The organism is Alloalcanivorax marinus (genome assembly GCF_016785095.1).
GTDB classification, from domain to species: domain Bacteria; phylum Pseudomonadota; class Gammaproteobacteria; order Pseudomonadales; family Alcanivoracaceae; genus Alloalcanivorax; species Alloalcanivorax marinus_A.
Genome location: NZ_JAEKJB010000015.1, coordinates 79,438 through 102,242, shown reverse-complemented (window position 1 = coordinate 102,242; position 22,805 = coordinate 79,438). Strand labels below are relative to the sequence as shown.

General features: G+C 65.6%; 22 protein-coding genes. 20 read left to right on the top strand and 2 right to left on the bottom strand.

Annotation, left to right across the window (positions count from 1 at the left end):
• Window positions 1–49 precede the first annotated feature (49 nt).
• On the top strand, window positions 50–967 hold the full coding sequence (gene puuE / locus JF515_RS17995) for an allantoinase PuuE (protein ID WP_203105832.1): 918 nt from the start codon (window positions 50–52) through the stop codon (window positions 965–967).
• Entirely contained in the window at window positions 960–1,484 is a 525-nt protein-coding gene (gene uraD / locus JF515_RS17990; RefSeq protein WP_203105831.1) for a 2-oxo-4-hydroxy-4-carboxy-5-ureidoimidazoline decarboxylase, read from the top strand. Before puuE ends, uraD begins: the two co-directional genes overlap by 8 nt.
• Window positions 1,485–1,500: 16 nt before the next feature.
• Here uraD and JF515_RS17985 read toward each other — a convergent pair whose 3' ends face one another.
• Window positions 1,501–2,724 (bottom strand): amidohydrolase family protein, encoded by a 1,224-nt coding sequence (locus JF515_RS17985; RefSeq protein WP_203105830.1) that lies wholly within the window; start codon window positions 2,722–2,724, stop codon window positions 1,501–1,503.
• 254 nt (window positions 2,725–2,978) lie between these two features.
• Here JF515_RS17985 and wrbA point away from each other — a divergent pair, with 254 nt between their 5' ends.
• From wrbA to JF515_RS17895, 18 genes are all read left to right on the top strand, one after another.
• Window positions 2,979–3,635 (top strand): NAD(P)H:quinone oxidoreductase, encoded by a 657-nt coding sequence (gene wrbA, locus JF515_RS17980; RefSeq protein WP_203105829.1) that lies wholly within the window; start codon window positions 2,979–2,981, stop codon window positions 3,633–3,635.
• Between the two features lie 84 nt (window positions 3,636–3,719).
• Window positions 3,720–4,718 carry an ABC transporter substrate-binding protein gene (locus tag JF515_RS17975; protein WP_203105828.1) on the top strand — a complete coding sequence of 333 codons (999 nt, stop codon included), beginning with the start codon at window positions 3,720–3,722 and terminating at the stop codon, window positions 4,716–4,718.
• Between the two features lie 198 nt (window positions 4,719–4,916).
• Window positions 4,917–5,939 carry an ABC transporter substrate-binding protein gene (locus JF515_RS17970; RefSeq protein ID WP_203105827.1) on the top strand — a complete coding sequence of 341 codons (1,023 nt, stop codon included), beginning with the start codon at window positions 4,917–4,919 and terminating at the stop codon, window positions 5,937–5,939.
• Window positions 5,936–6,874: an isopenicillin N synthase family dioxygenase gene (locus tag JF515_RS17965; protein WP_203105826.1), complete on the top strand. Its 939-nt coding sequence runs from the start codon at window positions 5,936–5,938 to the stop codon at window positions 6,872–6,874. The genes JF515_RS17970 and JF515_RS17965 overlap by 4 nt, the downstream gene beginning before the upstream one ends.
• A gap of 130 nt (window positions 6,875–7,004) precedes the next feature.
• Entirely contained in the window at window positions 7,005–8,054 is a 1,050-nt protein-coding gene (locus JF515_RS17960) for an aromatic ring-hydroxylating oxygenase subunit alpha (protein ID WP_203105825.1), read from the top strand.
• Window positions 8,051–9,412, top strand: coding sequence for an amidohydrolase family protein (locus JF515_RS17955; protein ID WP_203105824.1), 1,362 nt, complete (start codon window positions 8,051–8,053; stop codon window positions 9,410–9,412). The genes JF515_RS17960 and JF515_RS17955 overlap by 4 nt, the downstream gene beginning before the upstream one ends.
• Window positions 9,413–9,443: 31 nt before the next feature.
• Window positions 9,444–10,418, top strand: a complete 975-nt coding sequence (locus JF515_RS17950) for an isopenicillin N synthase family dioxygenase (RefSeq protein ID WP_203105823.1) — start codon at window positions 9,444–9,446, stop codon at window positions 10,416–10,418.
• Window positions 10,405–11,604, top strand: coding sequence for a CynX/NimT family MFS transporter (locus tag JF515_RS17945; protein ID WP_203105822.1), 1,200 nt, complete (start codon window positions 10,405–10,407; stop codon window positions 11,602–11,604). The genes JF515_RS17950 and JF515_RS17945 overlap by 14 nt, the downstream gene beginning before the upstream one ends.
• Window positions 11,605–11,616: 12 nt before the next feature.
• A complete protein-coding gene (locus JF515_RS17940; protein WP_203106115.1) occupies window positions 11,617–12,606 on the top strand; it encodes an aromatic ring-hydroxylating oxygenase subunit alpha in 990 nt (329 codons plus the stop codon).
• 591 nt (window positions 12,607–13,197) lie between these two features.
• Window positions 13,198–14,280, top strand: coding sequence for a porin (locus tag JF515_RS17935; protein ID WP_203105821.1), 1,083 nt, complete (start codon window positions 13,198–13,200; stop codon window positions 14,278–14,280).
• Between the two features lie 106 nt (window positions 14,281–14,386).
• On the top strand, window positions 14,387–15,184 hold the full coding sequence (locus JF515_RS17930; protein WP_203105820.1) for a cysteine hydrolase family protein: 798 nt from the start codon (window positions 14,387–14,389) through the stop codon (window positions 15,182–15,184).
• The gene (locus JF515_RS17925) at window positions 15,184–15,609 is read left to right on the top strand and encodes a cupin domain-containing protein (RefSeq protein ID WP_203105819.1); all 426 of its coding nucleotides are present in this window, start codon (window positions 15,184–15,186) and stop codon (window positions 15,607–15,609) included. The genes JF515_RS17930 and JF515_RS17925 overlap by 1 nt, the downstream gene beginning before the upstream one ends.
• On the top strand, window positions 15,606–17,243 hold the full coding sequence (locus JF515_RS17920) for a CocE/NonD family hydrolase (RefSeq protein ID WP_203105818.1): 1,638 nt from the start codon (window positions 15,606–15,608) through the stop codon (window positions 17,241–17,243). Before JF515_RS17925 ends, JF515_RS17920 begins: the two co-directional genes overlap by 4 nt.
• On the top strand, window positions 17,240–18,100 hold the full coding sequence (locus JF515_RS17915; RefSeq protein WP_338015249.1) for an ABC transporter ATP-binding protein: 861 nt from the start codon (window positions 17,240–17,242) through the stop codon (window positions 18,098–18,100). The genes JF515_RS17920 and JF515_RS17915 overlap by 4 nt, the downstream gene beginning before the upstream one ends.
• Window positions 18,100–18,903: an ABC transporter permease gene (locus JF515_RS17910; protein ID WP_203105817.1), complete on the top strand. Its 804-nt coding sequence runs from the start codon at window positions 18,100–18,102 to the stop codon at window positions 18,901–18,903. The genes JF515_RS17915 and JF515_RS17910 overlap by 1 nt, the downstream gene beginning before the upstream one ends.
• Before the next feature lie 28 nt (window positions 18,904–18,931).
• Window positions 18,932–20,284, top strand: a complete 1,353-nt coding sequence (locus tag JF515_RS17905; protein ID WP_203105816.1) for an FAD-binding oxidoreductase — start codon at window positions 18,932–18,934, stop codon at window positions 20,282–20,284.
• Complete coding sequence (locus JF515_RS17900; protein ID WP_203105815.1) at window positions 20,281–21,090, top strand: creatininase family protein; 810 nt, start codon at window positions 20,281–20,283, stop codon at window positions 21,088–21,090. The genes JF515_RS17905 and JF515_RS17900 overlap by 4 nt, the downstream gene beginning before the upstream one ends.
• A gap of 22 nt (window positions 21,091–21,112) precedes the next feature.
• Window positions 21,113–22,108: an ABC transporter substrate-binding protein gene (locus JF515_RS17895; protein ID WP_203105814.1), complete on the top strand. Its 996-nt coding sequence runs from the start codon at window positions 21,113–21,115 to the stop codon at window positions 22,106–22,108.
• Here the strand turns inward: JF515_RS17895 and JF515_RS17890 are convergent.
• Window positions 22,078–22,800, bottom strand: a complete 723-nt coding sequence (locus JF515_RS17890) for a GntR family transcriptional regulator (protein ID WP_203105813.1) — start codon at window positions 22,798–22,800, stop codon at window positions 22,078–22,080. The genes JF515_RS17895 and JF515_RS17890 overlap by 31 nt on opposite strands.
• Window positions 22,801–22,805 lie beyond the last annotated feature (5 nt).

Sequence of the window (22,805 nt, the reverse complement as noted above, 5' to 3'; positions counted from 1 at the left end):
CCGGTGAACGCCACGACACCGTCACCACCCATGAATCAGGAGGAACGCCATGGCGGCTGCACGCTCCGGCGGGGACTATCCCCGGGATCTGATCGGCTATGGGCCGCATCCACCGGACCCGCGCTGGCCCGGTGGCGCGCGGCTGGCGGTGCAGTTCGTACTCAACTACGAGGAGGGTGGCGAGAACTGCGTGCTGCACGGCGATGCCGCCTCGGAATCCTTCCTTTCGGAAATGGTGGGTGCCGAGGCCCGTCCCGGCGTGCGCCACATGAGCATGGAATCGCTTTACGAGTACGGCAGCCGGGTGGGCCTTTGGCGGCTGATGCGCCTGTTTCGCCGCTACCGGATGCCGCTTACCGTGTTCGCCGTGGGCATGGCCGCCGAGCGCCACCCGGACGCCATCCGCGCCCTGGTGGACGAGGGCCATGAGATCTGCAGCCACGGTTACCGCTGGATCGACTATCAGTACGTGCCCGAGGCGGTGGAAGCGGAGCACATCGGCCGCGCCGTGGAGGCGCTGACCCGCGCCGCCGGCGCCCCGCCCCTGGGCTGGTACACCGGCCGCACCAGCCCCAATACCCGGCGCCTGGTGGTGGAGCACGGCGGTTTCCTTTACGACGCCGATGACTACAACGACGAACTGCCGTTCTGGACCCGGGTGGCCGATCGCCGCCATCTGGTGGTGCCCTACACCCTGGACGTGAACGACATGCGCTTTTCGTCACCGGCGGGCTTCAATAATGGCGAGCAGTACTTCAACTACCTGCGCGATAGCTTCGATTATCTCTACCAGGAAGGCGCGGAGCAGCCGCGCATGCTGTCGGTGGGCTTGCACTGCCGGCTCGCCGGGCGTCCTGGTCGAGCCGCTGCCCTGGAGAAATTTCTCAAGCATGTGAGCGCCCACCGGGACGTCTGGGTGACGCGCCGCATCGACATCGCTCGCCACTGGATGGAGCACCATGGCTGATACTCCGTTGCTGTCGCCACGTCCCAGCACCCTGGACGAGGAGGCGTTCGTGGCCTGCTATGGCGACGTCTATGAACACTCCCCCTGGATCGCCCGCCAGGCCCACCGGCAGGGCCTGGGCGAGGACGACGACTCCCCGGCGGCCCTGGCCGCGCGGCTGGCGGTGGTGTTCGACGCCGCCGACGCGGCGGCCCAACTGGCGGTGCTGCGCGCCCACCCGGACCTGGCCGGCAGGCTGGCGGTGGGCGAGGCGCTCACCGCCGACTCCAGCGCCGAACAGGCCGGTGCCGGCCTGGATCAGTGCACGGCGGAGGAATTCGAGCGCTTCCAGGCGCTCAACGAGGAATACAAGGCGCGTTTCCGGTTTCCCTTCATCCTTGCGGTGCGCGGCCTGCATCGTCGCGACATTCTTGCCGCCTTCGAAGCGCGGGTGCGCAACGATCCGGACACGGAACGGGCCACGGCGGTGGCCCAGGTGAACCGCATCGCCGCCCTGCGCCTGGCGGCCCGGGTCTAGGGCCTGTTAACAGGTCCTAGACCGGCGCGCCGCCAATCCAGGTTTGCAGGGGCCGGGTCTCCAGATCCCGGGCCTCGCCGCTCAGCAATTCCTCGAACCAGTCCTCGGCGGCCACGCCGGCGTCCGGCGCCGGCAACACCACGAAGTCCGCGCGCCTGCCCGAGGTAAGGCTACCGGCGCGGTCGCCGCGCCCCAGGCATTCGGCGCCGGCCAGGGTCGCGCGGTAGAGGGCCTCCTGGGGCGCGACGGCTTCGCCGGCCTGGCGATGCTGGGCCAGGAAACGCTGCATGACGTGCAGCATGCTGTGGCTGGGCCCGGCGCCCACGTCCGAGGCCAGCGCATAGCGGGTGCCATGGCGGCGTACCGCCGCCAGATCCATGCGCCCGCTGCCCAGGGCCTCATTGCTGGACGGGCAGTGGGCGATCCAGGCGCGGCGCCGGGCCAGGGTGTCATGTTCCCGCTCCGACAGATGGATGCAGTGGCCCAGCACCGAGCGTGGCCCCAACAGGCCGGCCCGATCGTACACGTCGGTGTAGTCCTCCGCCTCCGGGAAGGCGGCGCGGATCTCGCGGATCTCGTTCACTGATTCCGACAGATGGGTCTGCACGAAGGCGTTCTCGCGGCGCGCCAGCTCTCCCAGGTCACGCATCAGCCCGGCGCTGCAGTTGAGCGCGAAGCGCGGCGTGATGGCGTAACGCTCGCGACCGAGCTGTTCCAACAGCGGTGCCACCTGATCCACGTTGTCCGGACTGGCCCGGCGCAACGGCTCCGGTGCCGCCTTCTCCATGATGGCGTTGCCCAACAGCCAGTCGCCGCGGGCCTCCTCGCCGGCCAGCCGCAGGGCACTCAGGTGCGGGCTGGAGTAGGCCATGCCCAGGGTGGTGCCGGCGCGGACCGTGTCGGCGAAAAAGGCGCGGGCATGGCGGCGTGCGAAGTCGTCCGCCTCGAAGCCGGCTTCCTCGGGCCAGATGTGCTCGCGCAGCCATTCCATCAGGTCGCTCTGGAAGCGCCCGCGCACATGGTGCTGTACCCAGTGGATGTGCACGTCCACGAAGCCGGGCACCAGCACGCCGTCCACGTCCAGCACCCGGCTTGCCGGATGATCGCGGAAGCGCGTCAGCGGGCCGGCGTCGACGATGCGATCGCCGTGCAGCAGCAGGCCGCCTTCCCGGTGGAAATCCCAGCGGTCGGCGTGCACCGGGTTCAGCAGGCTGGCGCGGATCAGCAGAGAGTCGCCCATGGGGGTCCTTTTCCTAAAAATGTATACATGATTTAAACCAGTCTGGCACCGACCGGCAAGCCCGGATTGGTGGGCTCGCAAATGGTGCGACACCCTGTATTTTGCGCCATGCAGGTGCGCCGGGATGTTCCGGGCCAGAGCCCTTTCGGTTACGCGGTGAGCGCTCCGGGTGATGATCTGGAGCGTGGCATGGGCCTTGCCTGTATACAGAAAATGGCCCTGGCCGGGCATGCGACAACGCTGGAGATACCCCCATGCAAGAACCGATGCGCGTCTGCGTGATCTGCGATTCCCGTTACGGCACCACCCTGGAGCTGGCCCGCGCGGTGGCGCGTGGCGCCGAACAGGAAGGGGCGGAAGTGCGTCTGTGCCGGGTGGACATCGAGGAGCCGGAGTACAGCGTGGACCCGGAGCGGTCGGATTTTCAGGCCACCCTGGCGGAATACCGGGCTTTGCCCCGGGCCACCGGGGAGGATCTGGAGTGGGCGCGAGGCATCGTCTGGGGCTCACCAACCCGCTATGGGCTGATGAGCACGCCGTTGCGCGCTTTCATCGATGAGGTGGCGCCGTTGTGGCGGCGTGGTGCGCTGATCGGCAAGGTGGGCGCCGCCTTCACTTCCACCGGGGGCATGCATTCGGGCAATGAGATCACGTTGATTAATCTGCTGTTGCCGTTTTTTCAGCATGGGATGGTGCTGGTGGGGGTGCCGCACAGCGTGCCGGAGCTGGTACGCACGGTGAAGGGCGGGTCGCCCTATGGGGCGTCGGCGGTGACCGGGTTCGATGGCACCCGGGGAGTGGACGATAACGAGCGGGCCATTGCTCGGGCGTTGGGGGCGCGGGTGGCGCGTCTGGCCGGGCAGGTCCGGCCGGAGCCCGCCTCCGTGGAGTTGGCCGCCTACGGATATTAAGAACGGAAACCAAGTTGGTGCATTCGGGGCGGGCATGAAGGTTGCTTGTATACGAAAAGAACCAATGCAACCGGAGCAACAAGCATGCGCGTGATATCCACTCTTCGAACCTACGGGCGCCTGGGCGCCACTTTGATGGCGGTGGCGCTGGGCGTGGGCGTGGGCACCGCCCGGGCCGCCGATGAAGTGACCATCGGCACCAGCTGGTACGCCCAGGCCGAGCACGGCGGTTTCTATCAGGCCAAGGCCACCGGCATCTACGACAAGTACGACCTGGACGTGAACATCAAGATGGGCGGCCCCCAGGTGAATGGCCTGCAGTTGCTGGTGGCCGGGCAGTACGACTTCACCATGGGCTACCCGCTGCGCAACATCAAAGCGGTGAGCGAGGGGTTGCCGGTGGTGAGCGTGGCGGCCTGCTTCCAGAAGGACCCGCAGGGGCTGATTGCTCATCCGCACGTGAAGTCCCTGGAGGAGGTGGGTGATCGCACCGTGCTGATTTCCACCTCGGCCCGTTCCACCTATTGGCCCTGGCTGCAGTCCGAGTACGGTTTCACGGATGCTCAGGCCAAGCCTTACACCTTCAGCCTGGGGCCGTTCCTGGCGGACAAGGAACTGGTGCAGCAGGCCTATGTGAGTTCCGAGCCGTTTGCCGCCGAGAAGGGCGGGGTGACGCCGAATTTCTTCCTGTTCGCGGATAACGGTTATCCGCCGTACGCGGCCACGCTGGAGACGCGGCGGGAGCTGGTGGAAAGCAATCCGGATCTGGTGCGGCGTTTCGTGCAGGCGACCATGGAGGGCTGGAAGAGCTACCTGGAAAACCCGGCGCCGGGTAACGAGCTGATCCAGAAGGACAATCCGGAGATGACCGATGCGCAGTTGGCGTTCGGCCTCGAAAAGCTCAAGGAATACGGCATTGTCACCGGCGGCGATGCGGGGGAAGAGGGGATCGGCTACATGAACGATGCCCGTTGGCAGAAGACCTTCCAGTTCATGGTGGACGCGGATCTGGTGTCCGAGGACGTGGATTACAAGAAAGCCTACACCCTGGAGTTCCTGCCCGAGGAGCCGGTGCTGCCCTGATGGTTGGCGTTTTTGTGCACAACAGCGGGCCGGACGCACCGACCTGGCGCGTCCTGGCCGTCGCTGGAATCCGGGCCGGGGCGCGTAAGGTCCCGGCCTGCAAGGGAACCGGCCATACCCACAAAGGTGGCACGGCCTTTGCGTCGATATCGGCATCAGAACTGGATACCAAGCTGTATACATAATGGAGCTGGCACCATGAAGAAGGCACGAGAAAGTCGTTTCGAGGGCATCGGGAAGGGGGTTCGACGGACCGTGGCCGGGCTTGTCCTGGGGGCGGGCCTGCTGGGCACCGGCGTCGCCGGCGCCGAGGAACTCACCGAGCTGACGTTCGGCACCAACTGGTTTGCCCAGGCGGAGCACGGCGGTTTCTATCAGGCCAAGGCCACCGGCATCTACGAGAAGTACGGCCTGGATGTGTCCATCGAGATGGGTGGTCCGCAGGTCAATAACGTTCAGCTGCTGCTGGCCGGCAAGCAGGACGTGACCATGGGATATCCGATTCGCAACATCAAATCCCTGGTCCAGGATCTGCCGGTGGTGACCATCGCCGCGCCGTTCCAGAGCGACCCGCAGGCGCTGCTTGCGCACCCGCACGTGAAGTCCCTGGAGGAGATCAAGGGCAATCCGGTGTACGTGTTCTCCGGTGCCAAGCAGACGTTCTGGCCCTGGTTGGAAGCCAACTATGGTTTCACCGACGACATGATCCGTCCCTATACCTTCAGTGTGCAGCCGTTCCTCGCCGATAAGTCCGTGGTGCAGCAGGGCTATGTAACGTCCGAGCCCTACGCCATGGAGAAAGGCGGCGTGACGCCGTCGATCTTCCTGTTCGCCGAATACGGTTACCCGCCCTACGCCCAGACCCTGGAAACCACCCGCAAGATGGTGGCGGAGCAGCCGGAGGTTCTGCGCAAGTTCGTCCAGGCTTCCATGGAAGGCTGGAAGAGCTATTTCGAGAACCCGGCGCCGGCCAACGAACTGATCAAACAGGACAACCCGGAGATGACCGATGAGCAGATCGCCTTCGGCATCGAGAAGATGAAGGAGTACGGCCTGGTGGCCGGTGGCGACGCCAAGACCAAGGGGCTGGGCGTGATGACCGACGCGCGCTGGAAAGCCACCTTCGACTTCATGGCCAAGGCCGGCATGGTGCCCGAGGACCTGGATTACAAGCAGGCCTATACCCTGGAATTCCTGCCCGAGGAACCGGTGTTGCCATGAGCGTTACCCGCGTCCCGGTGATCGATTTCGCGCCCTTCTTGAAGGGGGGCGAGAGTGAGCGAGCCAAGGTGGTGGCGGCGGTTGACCGCGCCGCCCGTGACGTGGGCTTTATGTGTCTGGTGGGGCACGGCCTTCCGGAGGCCCGGTTGACCACGCTGTTCCAGGCCCAGCGTGACTTTTTCGCGCTGCCGGACGCGGTCAAGGCGGAAGCCGCCTTCGCCTACGACGATACCGATGCCAACACCGGTTATGTGGCGGTGGGCAAGGAGCGTCTGGACGTCAAGCGCGCGCCGGACTTGAAAGAGAGCTTTCAGATTCGCGAGCCCGGTCTGTACGGCCACGTTAATCGCTGGCCATCCGGGCAGGCGGCGTTCCGGGCCACGGTGGAGGACTTTTTTGCCGCGGTGTCGGATCTGTCCATGCAGGTGTTGGAAGCGTTCGAGCTGGGGCTGGGCACCGAGCCCGGCTACTTTCGCGACCGCCATCGCACCCACAGCCAGATTCTGCGGTTGCTCCATTATCCGCCGCTGCCGCCGGCGTTCGAGGCCGAGCGTGGCCAGGCGCGGGCCGGCGGACACACCGACTATGGCAGCGTGACGCTGCTGTTCCAGGATGACATTGGTGGCCTGGAAGTGCGCGACGGTGCCGGTAAGTGGGTACCCGTGGACCCGGTGCCGGGCGGCGTGGTGATCAACACCGGCGACATCATGGCCCGCTGGACCAACGATGTGTACCGCTCCACCTTGCACCGCGTGCGTCTACCCGAACACGCCGGTGGCGGTCGGGCCCGCTATTCGGTGGCCTTTTTCAACGACCCGGACAACGACGCGGAAATCCGCGTGCTTGATCAGTGCGTGGGCGACGACAACGCCCGTCGCTACCCGCCGATTCTCACCGGCGACTACCTGGTGAGCCGGCGCGCCGCTTCTTATTGATGTCCGGCGCGGGTCCGAATGGCGGAGGCCCGCGCCGCGTTCAACCTTCCGCCAACAGTGAGGAAAAGCCGGCCTTAAAGAGCGCGAACAGGCTCTCGGCGGGGGCTGCCTCGTCCATAGGAGATGAGCCATGCTAGTAACCCAACAACCCGTCCTGCGCCGTTTCTGGTATCCCGTGATTCCGATGGCGCAACTCGATGACGGCCCGAAACCGTTCCGTCTGCTCAATCAGGATCTGGTGCTGTGGCTGGATAGCCAGGGCAAACCGCAAGCCGCCGAAGACCGCTGTGCTCACCGCAGCGCCAAACTGTCCCTGGGCTGGGTGGAGGGCGACAATATCGTCTGCCCCTACCACGGCTGGAACTACGACGGCACCGGCGCCTGCAAGAAAATTCCGCAAACCCCGGACCGCCCCGCCGGCCGCGCCAAGGTGCCGGCTTTCAAGGCCGACGAGCGTTACGGCTACGTCTGGGTCTGCCTGGGCGAACCGCTTACCGATATTCCCGACATGCCGGAGGCCAAGGAGCCGGGCTATCGCATGTTCCATCAGTTCCATGAGGTATGGCACACCGCCGGCCTGCGTCTGATGGAGAACTCCTTCGACAACGCCCATTTCAGCTTCGTGCATCGGGAAAGCTTCGGCCAGTTCGACAAGCCGATTCCCGCCGACCTGAACATCGAGGAAGGCGAGTACGGCTTCCGTTTCGAGACCAAGGCGCCGGTGAACAACCCGGAATCCCAGAAAAAGCTGCTGCAAATGGACAGCGACACCACCGTGCGGCACATGACCAGCAACTGGTACATGCCGTTCGGCCGCCGCCTGAACATCCGCTATCCGAACGGCCTGGTGCACTCCATCGTTACCTACGCCACGCCCATCGACGACGAGTACTCCATGATCTGCCAGTGGGCGTTCCGCAGTGACACGGAAGAAGATGCGCCGCAGGCGGAGATCATCGCCTTTGATCGCCAGGTCACCGAGGAAGACAAGCGGGTACTGGAAAGCACCGATTACGACGTGCCCCTGGACACCGCCAGCGGCGAGGAAAAACACATGCCCTCGGATCAGCCCGGCATGGTGATGCGCAAGATGATGAAGGCGCTGCTGGAACGGTTCGGCGAAAGCGAGGCGCGCAGCGACCACGCGCGCATTCCGGTGAAGCAGGAGAAAGCGTCGTGACCGACCTGCTGATCCAGGGCGCGGACGCGGTGATGACCGGCCGGGCGGGCGACGCCGCCCGCGCCGGCGCCGTGGATATCCGCGTGCGTGACGGCCTGATCACGGAAATGGCCGCCGGGTTGACCCCGGCGGCCGGCGAGGAAGTGCTGGATGCCCGCGGCTGCGTGATCTATCCGGGCTGGGTGAACACCCACCATCACCTGTTCCAGAGTGTGCTCAAGGCGGTACCGGAGGGCATCAACGAGCCGCTGTTCGGCTGGCTGGGCGCGGTGCCCTATCCGCGCCTGACGCGCATTCGCGACCGCCATCTGGAAGTGGCGGCGGAGGTGGGGCTGGCGGAGCTGTTGCTGTCCGGCACCACCACCTGCGCCGATCACCATTACATTTATTACGGCGGTCTCGACAGCGAGATGGGCGATGTGCTGTTCGAGGTGGCCGGGCGGCTGGGGCTGCGTTTCACCTTGTGCCGGGGCGGCGCCACCGAACAGGGTCGCCACCCGGGTTACCCCAATGACCTGGAATCGGAAACCCTGGACGCCTACGTGGCCGACGTGGAACGACTCGCCGCCCGCTATCACCAAAGCGGCCCGCGCGCCATGCGCCAGGTGGTGATGGCGCCCACCACGCCAACCTTCTCGGTGGACCCGTCGACCTTGCGTGAGCTGGCCCGGGCCGGTCGTGCCCTGGGTTTGCGCCTGCACAGCCATCTGTCGGAAACCTTCAACTACGTGGAGTACTGCCGGGACGTGCACAACATGACGCCGGTGGAATTCTGCGGCGAGAACGAATGGCTGGGCGAGGACGTCTGGTTCGCGCACATGGTGCACGTGGCCGATTCGGAGCTGCCGATCCTGGCGGAAACCGGCACCGGCATCGCCCACTGCCCGCAAAGCAATTGCCGGCTGGGCAGCGGCATCGCCCGGGTACCGGAGATGGCCGCCCGCGGCATCCCGATTTCCCTGGCGGTGGACGGCGCCGCTTCCAACGAAGCCGCCGACATGATTCAGGAGGCGCACACCACCTGGATGATCCATCGCGCCCTGGGTGGCGCCGACGCGGTCACCGTGGAGGACGTGGTCCATTGGGGAACGTCCGGCGGTGCGCGTGTGCTCGGCCTCGACCAGGTCGGTGAGCTGGCGCCGGGGCGCGCCGCCGATCTGGCGCTCTATGATCTGGACCAGCCGCGCTACTTCGGCATGCACGACCCGGCCATCGCGCCGGTGGCCGGCGGCGGCAGCGCCTCGGTGCGCCATTTGCTGGTGGACGGCGAGGTGCGAGTGCGCGACGGCGCCATTCCGGGCCTGGAGCTGGCCGCTCTGCGTGAGCGCGCCGCCGAGGTGGTGGCGGAACTGAACTGAAGGAGCGCGGGGGCGTTCCGGGAGAAATCATATGGATTCAGCGAAACAGGCCGACGTCGCCACTATTCCGGTGATTGATTTCGGGCCTTTCCTGCACGGCGACGCCGAGGACCGCAAGGCGGTGGCACGGGCGATGCGCCAGGCCAGCGCTGACTGGGGCTTTTTCTATCTGTCCAATCACGGCGTGCCGGAGACCCTGCTGCGCCGCTCCTTTCAGGCGTCGCGTTCCTTCTTCGCGTTGCCCTATGAAGAGAAAATGGGCGTGGCCTGGCAAAACGCCAGTAGCAACCGGGGCTATGTGGCGGTGCGCCGTGAGCGACTGGACGCGAGCAAGCCCGGCGATCTCAAGGAAGCCTTCAATGCCGGCCCCGAGGCGGCGCCGGATAGCCTGTCGGAAGCGGAGCGCCCGTATCGGGAAAACCGCTGGCCAGTGGGGCAGCCCGCCTTTCGCGCCACGGTGATGGATTTGATGGAAGGCTGCGTGGCGGCGTCCAACCGGGTGCTGGCCGCTTTCGCCCTGGCATTGCATTTGCCCGACGGTTTTTTCGTCGACACCCATGATCAGCTCCATCATACCCTGCGGTTGCTTCACTACCCGCCGCTGCCCGGGTCGTTCCAGCCCCAGGGCGGCGAGCGTCGCGCCGGCGCGCACACCGATTACGGCAGCATCACCTTGTTGTTTCAGGATGGCGTCGGCGGTCTGGAGGTGCGCACCCGGGACGGCGAGTGGATCACCGCGCCGCCGATTCCCGGCACCGTGGTGGTCAACACCGGCGATCTGATGCAGCGCTGGACCAACCATGTATTTTGCTCCACGCCGCACCGGGTATCGCCGTTCACCGGTGAGGGGTCTCCGGATCGCTATTCCATTGCTTTCTTTTGCCACCCGAATCCGGACGCGGAAATCCGCTGCATTGAAAGCTGCGCGGACGCGGATAACCCGCCGCGCTATCCGCCGATCCGGGCCGGTGAGCACCTGATGGAAAGACTGAATGCCACCTACTGAGTCGCCGTCGGCGGCATTGAAAAGTCCGTCGGTGGCGCCGGCGGTGGGGTTGGGCTGGATCGCGGTGATGATCGTGGTGGCCGGGCTCAATCTGCGGCCCTTGTTGACCTCCCTGGGCGTGAGTCTGGAGGCGGTGCGTCTGGATCTGGGGTTGAGCAGTACCGGAGCCGGGTTGCTGGCGGCGCTGCCCACCTTCTGCATGGGCGCGGTGGCGCTGGTGGGCGGCTGGCTGATTGGCCGGCTGGGCATCGGCGTTGGCATGCGCGTGGCATTGTGGCTGGTGGCGGCGGGCTGTGCCGCACGCTGGGCGGGCCTGCATCCGGCGGTGATGTTCGCCGCCACACTGTTGGGCGGGTTGGGGATTGCCTGCGGGCAGGTGTTGATCCCGGTGGTGGTGAAACAGTATTTCCCCGGGCGTGCCGCGCTGATGATGGGAATTTTCACCACCGCCATGAATCTGGGGGCGGCTATCGGCGCCGCCGCCACCCCGGCCTTGACCGCCGGCGCCGGTGGCGACTGGCGGCTGGCGCTGGGCATCTGGGCGCTGCCGGCGCTGCTGGCCGCCTTGCTCTGGCCGGCACGGCTTGAGCGCGCCCGGGGTGAAAATGCCCGCGTGTTGCCCTGGCGCGATCCGTTGGCCTGGCGCATGGCGCTGCTGCTGGGCACCGGGTCGGTGGCCTATATGTCCTTGCTGGCCTGGCTGGTGCCGTTCTACGTGGCCCAGGGCCACAGCCAGGCTCAGGGGGCAGCGCTGCTGACCGTGTTCACCGGCGCCCAGATCGCTGGCGCTCTGCTGGTGCCGCCGCTGGCCCAGTTTCAGCGCGACCGCCGGCCGGCGTTGGCCGCCACTCTGGGGCTGCTGATGATCGGCGTGGCCGGTTTCTGGTGGTCTCCCGAACCCGGCGGTCTGCTTTGGGCGGTGATCGCCGGGGTCGGGCTGGGCGGTTCCTTTCCGCTGGCGTTGACCCTGCCGCTGGATTACTCGGCGACGCCCGCCGAGGCTGGTCGTCTGTCGGCGCTGGTGCAGGGGCTGGCCATGCTGATGGGCGCGCTGGGGCCGCTGGTGTTCGGTGTGCTGCGCGACGGCTACGGCTTTCCCGCGGCCATGTTGTTTTTGCTGCTGTCGGTGGTGGCGTCGTTCCTGATTGGCCTGACGTTCCGGCCGCCGCCGCTGCCCGCCCATTGAGGAGAACGCGTGATGAATGTCATGGAGCATCCCGTCTTTCGACGTTTCTGGTACCCGGTGATGCCGCTCGCCCATCTGCGTGAGGGGCCGCGTCGTTTTGTGCTGCTGGGGCAGCCGCTGGTGTTGTTTCTGGACCCGGATGGCGCTCCCGCCGCTCTGGAGGACCGCTGTTGCCACCGCAGCGCGCAGTTGTCGCTGGGTGACGTGTGTCAGGGCAGGGTGGCCTGTCCCTATCATGGCTGGCAGTACGACCGCACCGGCCAGTGCGTGCACGTACCACAGATGCCGGGCCGGGATCCGGGCCCCCAGCGTCGGGTGCGGGCGTTTCATTGTGACACCCGTTATGGCTATGCCTGGGTGGCCCTGGAGGATCCGATCTACGAAATCCCGACCATTCCGGAAGCCGGCGAGCCGGACTTCGAACTGATTCAGGAGTTCTACGAGGAATGGAAGGTGGCGGGGCTGCGGGTGATGGAGAACGAATTGGACATGGCCCACCCCAGTTATGTGCACTTGGGTACCTTCGGCAGCCCGGAGCATCTGGTGGCCCGGGATGCGCGCATCGAGGAATTCGAGGGCGGCTTCCACTACACGGGCCGGCTCGGGGTAACCCAGGCTCACCATGCACAGGAAGACGCCAATGAGCGCTTTCTGGATTGTTCCTGGTTCGCGCCTTTCGTGTGCCGCCTGCGCATCAATTACGCCGATGGCGGCCCGGCCCATGTGATCGTCAATTGCCAGGTGCCCATCGATCACGGCCGTTCCCAGGTGGTGCAGTTTTGCCTGCAGCAGGATGACGGCACCGGTTTTGATCGTGAAGCACTGCTTGCCTTCGACCGCAAGGTGACCCTGGAGGATAAGCACGTGCTGGAGAGCACCGACCCGGACATGCCGTTGGACCCGCGTGGTGAAAAACACATGGAGTCCGATAAGCCGGGGCTGGTGATCCGGCGCATGATGGAACGGCTGATCGAGGAGCATGAGTCGGCGGCGTCGGTCTGAGTCCTGGCGTGGGTTCTCCATCTGGCCGCGTCTCGGTGTGGCTTCGTTATTTTGTATACAAAAACACGTGTGAAAGGTTGAATTTTCACCGCTTCCTTTCCGTTCGCCGGGCCCGGCGGGCGCCCATGGCCCCGTCTGGCACGGCTTTTTTCTGTCCCCGCTCTTGTATTTTCCTCGCGCCCCCATAGGGCGAAATTTCCAGGTTCGCCCCAAAAGCGGGCAGGAAACACCCGGTCCGCCGACTGCCTTCCCTCCGTTTGACGTCCTGTTCACCCGTCCGTAGTGCCTTTCAGGCCGCCGCCGAGCGGCTGGCACGCATCTTGAAAGTAGAGGCTTATCGTGTATGCAAGGCTGGGTTTTGCCAGTCCGGTGCACAGGATAACGGCATGCCGCGGCCGAGCCGCCATGCCCGACGAGTCGCCGCCACGGGATGTGGTGGCGTCGGATGCAAGAGGGTTTCGTGGTCGTTCGGGAAGACGACGCGAATCCGGGGGACACCGGCCATACCGGTGGATCGAGGTCGCCTTTGGCGCGGTTCGGAATTCGCTACCGACGCGCGGGTGCCTCCCCACTTTTCAGAGAGGAAAGCACGTGAAACTTAACAGAAAGGTTGCTAAGACTTTGGGGGCCGCCACCCTGATGGGCGCCAGTGGCATGGCCTGCGCGGATGTTGAAGTGGACTTCTACGGTTTGCTTGATCTGTTCGCCGGCAGCCGGGAAAGCGCCGTGGCCGGAGACGATTCCAAGGTGCTGGACGCCGGCGGCATGACCACTTCCTTCGTTGGCTTCAGCGCCACCGCGGACCTTAACGAGAGCACCCAGGCGTTCGCCAAGGCGGAAATGTTCCTGCGCCCGGACACCGGTGACGATGGCCGCTACAACGGCGACGAGTTCTTCGCCCGCGCCGCGCAGATTGGCGTCAAGGGTGATCTGGGTACCTTCTCCGCCGGTCGTGTGGGAGCGCCCATGTTCCTGCCGGTGATTTTCTCCAACCCGTTTGGCGGCTCCTTCGTGTTCTCGCCGGCGATCCTGCATTCCTACCAGGGCGGCAACTATGGCGCCACCGTGGGTGACTCCGGGTGGAGCAACGGTGTCAGCTATACCTCCCCGAACATGAGCGGCCTGACCGCCACCGTGACCTACGCCTTCGGCGAGGAAGAGGGTGAGGACTCCGAGAACAAATTCGGTGGCAACCTGGTGTATCGCAACGGTGGCCTGATGCTCACCGCGGCGGCTCACTCCGTGAAGCAGGGTGCCCTGAACAGCGGCGACAGCCCGGGCTTCGGCGAGAGCGGTGGTCTGGCTGCCATTGGCGGCGGTGTTTTCTCCGTCACCGATCAGGACGCCTACCTGGTGGGCGCCAGCTATGACTTCCAGGTGATCAAGGTCTACGGCATGTTCCACAGCCTGGACACCGACACCACCACCGGCAGCGTGGACGTGGATACCTACCAGGGTGGCGTGGACATTCCGGTGGGCCCGGGCTCGGTACTGGCCTCCTACGCCAGCTCCGATTTCGAGGGTGACATCGACACCGAGCGTAACACCTGGACCGTGGGTTACGACTGGATCATCAACGACCAGTTCGACGTTTACGCCAACTTCATGAACGACGACATCGACGACCTTGGCGATGGCGACACCTACGGCGTGGGCGCCCGCTTCAAGTTCTAACCGTTCGCGTTGCCTTGGGGTGGCGGCGTCCCTCTGCGTCGCCGCCCCAGGGTCCCGCCTCACGGGCTATTTCGCAGTGATTTCGCAGTGAAGGGGCCGAGTAGAGATGAGCGATCAAACCACGCACCATCACCCCGAACTTCTACCGCTGGGCCCCCGGCCCGGCGGCCAGTGGCGGGTCAGCGACCAGGTCGCCGACCTTAGCCGCCGCGGACCGGCGCCGCGTCCCGTTGACGTGCCGGCCGCGCCCAAATCCCTGGTACTCGACCTGAATCGCACGGCGCTGATCGTCGTCGACATGCAGAACGATTTCTGTACCCCTGGTGGCTGGCTGGATCACATCGGCGTGGACACCACGCCGGCGCGCCGACCGGTGGCACCGTTGCAAACCCTGCTGCCCGCCCTGCGTCGTGCCGCCGTGCCGGTGATCTGGGTGAACTGGGGCAACCGCAAGGATCTGATGAACATCTCGCCGGCGCTGCGCCACGTCTACAACGGCAGTGGCCGGGACGTGGGCCTCGGTGACCCGGTGCCGGGCACCGGCGCGCCGGTGCTGGAGAAAGACAGTTGGGGCGCCGCGGTGATCGATGATCTGGACATCGCCGATCAGGACATCCGCGTCGACAAGTTCCGCATGAGCGGCTTCTGGGACACGCCCCTGGATTCCATTCTCCGCAATCTCGGTATCAGCACCTGTCTGTTCGCTGGCGTCAATGCCGACCAGTGCGTGCTGCACACCCTGGCGGACGCCAACTTCCTCGGCTACGACACCATTCTGCTGGAGGACTGCACCGCCACCACCTCCCCGGATTTCTGCTGGCAGGCCACGCTTTACAACGCCCGCCAGATCTTCGGCTTCACCGCCCTGTCGGCGGACCTGATTCCAGCTCTGGAGACATTCTGATGCTGCCGTTCTTCAAGCGCCCCGAGCAGTTCGAGGCTTTCCGCATCAAGGAAGGCGAGAGCAACCGGCTCGTGGTGATGTTTGATTCGATCAACGAAAAGCTGGATTTCATCGCCTGCGTGGAGATCTTCGACGTGGGCGGGCTGACGCCGCCCAATACCCACAAGGCCGCCGATGAACTGTTTTTCGTGCTGGAAGGCGAAGGCCGGGCGCGCTGTGATGACGACTGGCTGGAACTGCGCAAGGGCGACGCCATGGTGGTGCCCGCCGGCGCCGAGCACGTGGTGGAAAACACTGGCGATGGGCGGCTCTACACTCTTACGGTAATGGTGCCCGACGAGAATTTCGCGCGGCTGATCCGCAATGGCGTGCCCGACCATCTGGATGCCGAGGATCTGCGCGTGTTGCGGGGAGCGGGCCCATGACCGCCGGGCTGCCGATGCCGGAAGTGATCAGCATGCGCACCCGCGATGGCGTGCGTCTGGACGCGGATGTGTACCGCCCGGACGGCGAGGGCCCGTTCCCGGCGTTGCTGATGCGCCAGCCCTACGGGCGTCGTATCGCTTCCACGGTCACCTACGCCCACCCTTCCTGGTACGCGGAACAGGGCTATCTGGTGGTGATCCAGGATGTGCGTGGGCGTGGCTCCTCGGAAGGAGTGTTCGAGCCCTTCGTCAACGAGCAGCGGGACGGCGAGGACACCCTGGAATGGCTTGCCGGCCTGACGGACTGCAACGGCCGGGTGGGCATGTACGGCTTTTCCTACCAGGGCGTCACCCAATTGTTCGCCGCCGCCAGCGGGCACCCGGCCCTGAAAACCATCGTGCCGGCCATGACCGGCTTCCGGCTTGCCAGCGACTGGGCCTGCGAGGGGGGCGCCCTGCGTCTGCAGAACAGCCTGTCCTGGGCGGCCCAACTGGGCGCGGAAACCGACCGCCGCGACGGCCACCACGACCGCTTCGCCCAGCGCTACCGGCTGGGCCACGACCCGGCCGCCGATGAACTGATCGACCCGGCCTCGCCGGCGGTGCGCGAATTGCTGGAGGGCACCTTTTTCGGTGACTGGCTGGACCAGCCCCTGGACAGTAAGTACTGGACCGAGCGCTCCGCCGCCGGGACCTTGCCGGTGGTGGATCTGCCGGCGCTGCACGTGGGTGGCTGGTTCGACAGCTTCCTCACCGGCACCTTCGCCACCTACGAGCACCTGCGAGCCGGTGCCGCGCCCCAGCGTCTGGTGGTGGGTCCCTGGACCCACCTGCCGTGGACGCCGGCGGTGGGCCAGGCCTGGCTCGGCGACGCCGCCCGCTCCACCATCGATACCCTGCAACTGCGCTGGTTCGATCGTTTCCTCAAGGAGCGTGACACCGGCGTGGAAAGCGACCCTCCGGTACAGCTCTATGACCTGGGCGCCAATCGCTGGCGCGCCTATGAGGATTACGCCGGCCTGCCCACGGAGCGTTTGTGTCTGGCCAGCGACGGCAGTGCCGGGTTCGACCTGGACGGTGGCCGCCTCGGCGAGACCGGCGAAGCCACCGTGGACACCATCATCCATGATCCGTGGCGGCCGGTACCGGCGGTGGGCGGCCATCTGGCGCCGTCCCCCGGCATCCATGATCGCACCGTGGTGGACGCCCGCCCGGACGTGCTCACCTACACCAGCGCGCCGCTCGGCGCCGACCGTCAACTGGCCGGCCCGGTGCGCGCGACTCTCAATGCCGCCGCCGACGCCGACAGCTTTGATCTGTGCGCGGTGCTGTCGGTGGTGGACGCCGGCGGTCGCGCCCGCAATCTCACCCAGGGTTATGTCCGCGCCAGTGGCAACGGCCCGGTGCGGCTGGATCTGCGTGGTACCTGCGCTCTGGTGCGCGCTGGCGAGCGGCTGCGTCTGAGCGTCAGTGGCGCCTGCTATCCCGCCTATACCCTCAACGATGGCAGCGGCCGCGCCCCGGGCGCGGTGCGCGCCGCCGACTACCGCATTCTGACCCTCAGCCTGAACACCCAGGGGTCCTGGCTCGAGCTGCCAGCCCGAGCCCCGGCCGCAAAGGAGGAAGTGTCGTGACAAACGTCAAAGCAACCCGCCCCGAGGTGGTGGTGCCGATGAGCACCGAACAACAAACCCGGCCCGCCGTGGGCGGCCGGCCGGTGGTGTCCGTGCGCGACGTGGACAAGGTCTACGGCAACGGTACCGTGGCGCTGAAGGGCGTCAACCTGACCGTCAAGGAAGGGGAATTCGTCAGCCTGCTGGGCCCCAGTGGCTGCGGCAAATCCACCCTGTTGCGACTGATGGCCGGGCTCGGCGACGTGAGCGCCGGCAAGGTGAGCTGGTGGGAGCAGGATTACAACGTGGTCGGGCATAAGGGCCGCAAGCTGGCCTTCGTGTTCCAGAACGCCACCCTGATGCCATGGGCCCGGGTGCGCAAGAACGTGCGCCTGCCCCTGGACCTGAACCGGGAGAAAGGCCCGGAAACCGAACAGCGCATCGACCAGGCCCTGGACATGGTGGGCCTGAACAAGTTCGGCGACGCCTACCCCAGGGAGTTGTCCGGCGGCATGCAGATGCGTGTGTCCATTGCCCGCGCCATGGTTACCGAGCCGAACCTGCTGCTGATGGATGAGCCGTTCGGCGCCCTCGATGAAATGACCCGCAACAAGCTCAACGACGATCTGTTGCGTCTGTGGAAAGCCAACGGTTGGACCGTGGTGTTTGTTACCCACTCGGTGTACGAGGCGGTTTACCTGTCCAACCGGGTGGTGGTGATGGCCGCCCGTCCGGGCCGTGTGATCGAGGACGTGCCCATCGAGGCGCCCTATCCGCGCGGTCAGGAATTCCGCGTGTCCACCGAGTTCGCCGGTTACTGCCGGCGCGTGTCCGAGGCACTGGAAGTGGCCAGTCGCCAGGGCGAGGAGGCGAAATAATGAAATCCCCGTTGCTGGAAAACGAACGATTCGTGCAGATCGCCGCGCCGGTGTTCGTGGGCGTGGTGTTCCTGTTGTTGTGGGAAGCGGTGGTGCGCGCCACCGGCACGCCGGTGTACATCCTGCCCGGGCCGTTGGACATCGCCAAGGCGTTCGTGGCGGACTGGGCGGTGCTGTTCCACAGCCTGCTGATGACGCTCAAGGTGACGCTGATGGCGTTCGCCATTTCCGTGGTGCTGGGCACCGCCGCCTCGCTGTTGTTCGTGCAGAGCCGTTGGATCGAGGTAAGCCTGTTCCCCTACGCGGTGCTGATGCAGGTGACGCCGATCGTGGCGATCGCGCCGCTGATCATCATCTGGGTCGACGACACCACCTGGGCGCTCACCGTGTGCGCGGTGATCATCGCCATCTTCCCGATCATTTCCAACACCACCCTGGGGCTGCGCAGCGTCGATCCGAACCTGCTCAGCATGTTCCGTATGTATCGCACCGGGCGCCTGCAGCAACTGATTCGCCTGCGTATCCCCAGCGCCTTGCCGTACTTCTTCGGCGGCATGCGCATCAGCACCGGCCTGGCGTTGATCGGCGCGGTGGTGGCCGAATTCGTGGCCGGCACCGGCGGCACCCAGGCCGGCCTCGCCTATCTGATTCTGCAGTCCGGCTACAACCTGAATATTCCCCGTATGTTCGCCGCCCTGGGGTTGATCACTCTCACCGGGATCATTCTGTTCGCGCTGATGGTGTGGCTGTCGGACCGGGTGCTGCGCAACTGGCACGAAAGCGCACTCAAGGTCGAGCAATAGGATGGCGAGCGTAAGAATGGAGAGAACCATGACCGACGACAATACGTTAAAGCAGCTGTGCGCGGACCTGGACGGCCTGGAAATCAGCATGGAGGACCGGGCCCTGCAGCGTTACTCCAAGGATTTCGCCTGGTTCAGTCCGGTGCTGGTGGAGCGGCTCCGTGGCAAGCAGGCGGAACTGGTGGTCAAGCCCGCCAGCGAAGAGGAGGTAAAGCGGGTGGCGGCGGCCTGCAGCCGGCACCGCATTCCGCTCACCCTGCGCGGCAGCGGTACCGGCAATTACGGCCAGAGCACGCCGCTGCATGGCGGGGTGCTGATGGACATGAGTGGCCTGAACAAAATTCTCTGGATCAAGGACGGCGTGGCCCGGGTGCAGGCCGGCGCGCGCCTGGTGGACATCGACAAGGCCGCCCGTGAGCATGGTTGGGAGCTGCGGCTGATGCCGTCGACCTACCGGCTGGCCACCGCCGGCGGCTTTTTCTGCGGCGGTTTCGGCGGCGTCGGTTCGATTTCCTACGGCTCCATCGGCGACCCGGGTAACGTACTGGGCGTGCGTGCCCTGAGCATGGCGGAGCAGCCCGAGGCCGAGGAACTGCGCGGCGCCGAGGCCCGCGATCTTTACCACGCCTATGGTGTCAACGGGCTGATCAGCGAGCTGGAGTTCGCCCTGGCCCCGGCCCTGGACTGGCGCGAGAACCTGCTCAGTTTCCCGGATTTCATGCAGGCGGTGAAATTCTGCCAGGCCCTGGGCAGCACCTGCGGCACCATGAAGAAGCTGCTCACCCTGCTGGCGGACCCGTTGCCGCAAATGTGCGGCCTGGAAGACAAGATCGCCGCCGGCCACACCGCGGTGGTCACCATCGTTAACCAGCCGGGGATGGACGCGCTCCACGAGCTGCGCGAGAAATTCGGCGGCGAACTGGTGGAGGAGCAGTCCCATGCCGAGGTGTTCGGTACCACCAAGAGCATGATCGAGCACAGCTGGAACCACACCACCCTGCACATCTTCCGCAAACACAAGGACATCACTTACCTGCAAAGCGGTTTCCGGCCCTGGGAGAACGTGCAGCGGGTGGAACAGATGCACGAGCACTTCGGCGAGGAAGTGATGATGCATCTGGAATTCCTGCGCGCCGACGGTGCCGTTACCTGCAGTGGCATCCAGGTGGTGCGCTACACCACCGAGGAGCGTCTCAACGAGATCATTCAGTACCACCGGGAGCAGAACGTGCACATCAGCAACCCGCACACCTACATCCTGGAAGACGGCGGCAAGCTCAGCGTCGACCCGGGCCAGCTCGCCATGAAGCGCCGGCTCGATCCCCAGGGCCTGCTCAACCCCGGCAAGATGCGCACCTGGGACGAGGAGGCCGCGGCATGACCCAGCTCCACGGCGCCGTGCCGCCGTCCCGTTTCCTGCCGTATTTCACCGCGCCGGCCATCGAGGCGCTGCCGGACAAGGAAAACACGGTGATCGTGCTGCCCATCGGCGCCATCGAGCAGCACGGCCCCCACCTGCCGGTGTGCACCGACACCGCCATCGCCACGGAGCTCACCGGTCGCGCCCTGGCGGCGCTGCCGGAATCCGTGCCGGCGTTCGCGTTGCCGCCGGTGTGGTGTGGCAAATCCAACGAGCACATTAATTTTTCCGGCACCGTGATCCTCAAGGCCGAGACTCTGATGCGGATTCTCTGGGACATTGGCGAAAGTGTTTACCGCATGGGTTTCCGCAAGCTGGTGTTGCTTAACGGCCACGGCGGCCAGCCCCAGGTGGTGGAAATCATCGCCCGGGATCTGCGCGCCGAATACCAGGATTTCTGTCTGTTCCCGGTGTTTTCCTGGGCGGTGCCGAATTGCGCCAGTGAGTTCCTTTCCACCAAGGAACTGGAAGAGGGCATCCACGCCGGCCGCTCGGAAACCAGCCTGATGATGGCCCTGGCCGGGGATTACGTGCACGCCGACAGGGCGGTGGGGGAGTACCCGCCACCGCACCAGGGCCTGCTTACCCCGGAAGGGCGTTTCCGCTACGCCTGGCTGACCCATGATCTGAGCAAGAGCGGAGTGGTCGGCGATCCGGCGGGCTCCTGCCCGGAAGAGGGGAGCCGGATGCTGGATTCCCTGATCGATGGCTGGGTGCGGGCGTTCACCGAGATTCACCATTTCCGAATGCCGGGCAACGGCCAATAACGATGCAATCGTGGAGGTAGCGATGAAACTCTGGACCCTGACGCGCGTGGCTCTCGCCGGCGCGCTGCTTGGCGGCGCCCTGTCGGCCCAGGCCGAGGAACTGACGCCGGTGACGGTGAGCACCACCTGGTACGCCCAGGCGGAACACGGCGGCCTGTACGCCGCCAAGGCCATGGGACTCTACGAGCAGCACGGCCTGGACGTGACCATCAAGATGGGCGGGCCCCAGGTCAACAACATGCAGTTGCTGCTCGGCGGCGCCACGGATTTCAGCATGAGCTACAGCCTGCAGGCCCTGAACGCGGTCCAGCAGGGGTTGCCGCTGGTCACCGTGGCGGCGTTTTTCCAGAAGGACCCGCAATCGCTGATGGTTCATGAAGGGCAGGGTTACGACGAGATCGCCGATCTCAAGGGTGCCGGCATCCGCGTTCCCACCGCCGGCCGCGTCGCTTACTGGCCCTGGCTGAAAGCGGAGTACGGTTTCACCGATGATCAACTGCGTCCCTACGATTACACCATCGGCCCGTTCATCGCCGACCCCACCATCGCCCAGCAGGGCTATATCACCAACGACGGATATTTCCTGGCCAAGGAAAACGTGGATGCCAAGAGTCTGCTGCTGGCGGACGCCGGTTGGGGGGCCTATTCCGCCACCCTGGTGACCACCCGGGACATGATCGAGGAGCAACCGGAAGTGGTGCAGGCCATGGTGGACGCCACCGCCGAGGGCTGGGCCGCTTACTTCGAGAACCCGGCGCCGGCCAATGCACTGATCAAACAGGATAACCCGGAAATGCAGGACGACCTGATCGCCTATTCAATCCGGGAAATGGAGGAGCAGGGAATTCTGTTGTCGGACGCCGCCGAGGGCGGCGAGTACGGAATGATGACCGACGCACGCTGGCAGTCGTTCTACCAGGACATGGTCGAGGCCGGCACCCTGCCTGAGGGACTGGATTACCGGAAAGCCTACGACCTGCGTTTCATTCAGGAAACCTGGAAGTCCGGCGACTCCTGATCGCCGTCCCGGGGCGCGCGGCGTTCCAGCAGATCCTTGGAGGTACGGTGGGCACTGAGCACGTGGTCGCGGATCTGTTCCGCCGCGTGCTCGCTCTCGCCGCGCACGATGGCCATGACGATGGCGCTGTGCTCGGCGAAGGAGTTGGACAACCGGTCGCCCACGGTGAATTGCACCCGCCGGTAGGCCAGCACCCGTGAGCGCGCCGCCATCGCCGCTTCGAACAGATAGCTGTTGTGGCAACCCCGGAACAGCCGTTCATGGAAGCGCAGGTTGGCGGCGTCGTAGGCGTCCATGTCCTCGTTGACCACGTGCACGTGGCTGTCCAGATGCACGGCCAGCAGCTCCTCCCGTTCCGCCCGGCTCATCTTGGTCGCCGCCATGCGCGCGCACACCGCTTCCATCTCCGCGGCGTACTCGAACATGTCCGCGAGCCGCTGATCGGGGATCTCGATCACGAACACGCCACGCCGGTGCTGGTGTTCCACCAGGCCGGCGGACGCCATCTCCCGCAGCGCCTCACGGACCGGCGTGCGTGACACATCGAAGCGATTGGCGAGCGCGATTTCATCCAGGCGGGTGCCCGGCGGCAGAACGCCGCTGAGAATTTCATCTGAGAGGACGCGCCGGATCTGTTCCGCCAGCGGGCGATCCGAGTCCATCGGGACTTGCACGGAAAACTGCTCGTTCATTGTTA

Bases quoted from the DNA above. Each gene is read 5' to 3' on its own strand.
- JF515_RS17910 (WP_203105817.1), top strand. From the start codon at position 18,100: ATGAAATCCCCGTTGCTGGAAAACGAACGATTCGTGCAGATCGCCGCG.
- JF515_RS17945 (WP_203105822.1), top strand. From the start codon at position 10,405: ATGCCACCTACTGAGTCGCCGTCGGCGGCATTGAAAAGTCCGTCGGTG.
- uraD (WP_203105831.1), top strand. From the start codon at position 960: ATGGCTGATACTCCGTTGCTGTCGCCACGTCCCAGCACCCTGGACGAG.
- JF515_RS17975 (WP_203105828.1), top strand. From the start codon at position 3,720: ATGCGCGTGATATCCACTCTTCGAACCTACGGGCGCCTGGGCGCCACT.
- JF515_RS17960 (WP_203105825.1), top strand. From the start codon at position 7,005: ATGCTAGTAACCCAACAACCCGTCCTGCGCCGTTTCTGGTATCCCGTG.
- JF515_RS17920 (WP_203105818.1), top strand. From the start codon at position 15,606: ATGACCGCCGGGCTGCCGATGCCGGAAGTGATCAGCATGCGCACCCGC.
- puuE (WP_203105832.1), top strand. From the start codon at position 50: ATGGCGGCTGCACGCTCCGGCGGGGACTATCCCCGGGATCTGATCGGC.
- JF515_RS17900 (WP_203105815.1), top strand. From the start codon at position 20,281: ATGACCCAGCTCCACGGCGCCGTGCCGCCGTCCCGTTTCCTGCCGTAT.
- JF515_RS17965 (WP_203105826.1), top strand. From the start codon at position 5,936: ATGAGCGTTACCCGCGTCCCGGTGATCGATTTCGCGCCCTTCTTGAAG.
- wrbA (WP_203105829.1), top strand. From the start codon at position 2,979: ATGCAAGAACCGATGCGCGTCTGCGTGATCTGCGATTCCCGTTACGGC.
- JF515_RS17895 (WP_203105814.1), top strand. From the start codon at position 21,113: ATGAAACTCTGGACCCTGACGCGCGTGGCTCTCGCCGGCGCGCTGCTT.
- JF515_RS17925 (WP_203105819.1), top strand. From the start codon at position 15,184: ATGCTGCCGTTCTTCAAGCGCCCCGAGCAGTTCGAGGCTTTCCGCATC.
- JF515_RS17950 (WP_203105823.1), top strand. From the start codon at position 9,444: ATGGATTCAGCGAAACAGGCCGACGTCGCCACTATTCCGGTGATTGAT.
- JF515_RS17905 (WP_203105816.1), top strand. From the start codon at position 18,932: ATGACCGACGACAATACGTTAAAGCAGCTGTGCGCGGACCTGGACGGC.
- JF515_RS17930 (WP_203105820.1), top strand. From the start codon at position 14,387: ATGAGCGATCAAACCACGCACCATCACCCCGAACTTCTACCGCTGGGC.
- JF515_RS17985 (WP_203105830.1), bottom strand. From the start codon at position 2,724: ATGGGCGACTCTCTGCTGATCCGCGCCAGCCTGCTGAACCCGGTGCAC.
- JF515_RS17890 (WP_203105813.1), bottom strand. From the start codon at position 22,800: ATGAACGAGCAGTTTTCCGTGCAAGTCCCGATGGACTCGGATCGCCCG.
- JF515_RS17970 (WP_203105827.1), top strand. From the start codon at position 4,917: ATGAAGAAGGCACGAGAAAGTCGTTTCGAGGGCATCGGGAAGGGGGTT.
- JF515_RS17940 (WP_203106115.1), top strand. From the start codon at position 11,617: ATGAATGTCATGGAGCATCCCGTCTTTCGACGTTTCTGGTACCCGGTG.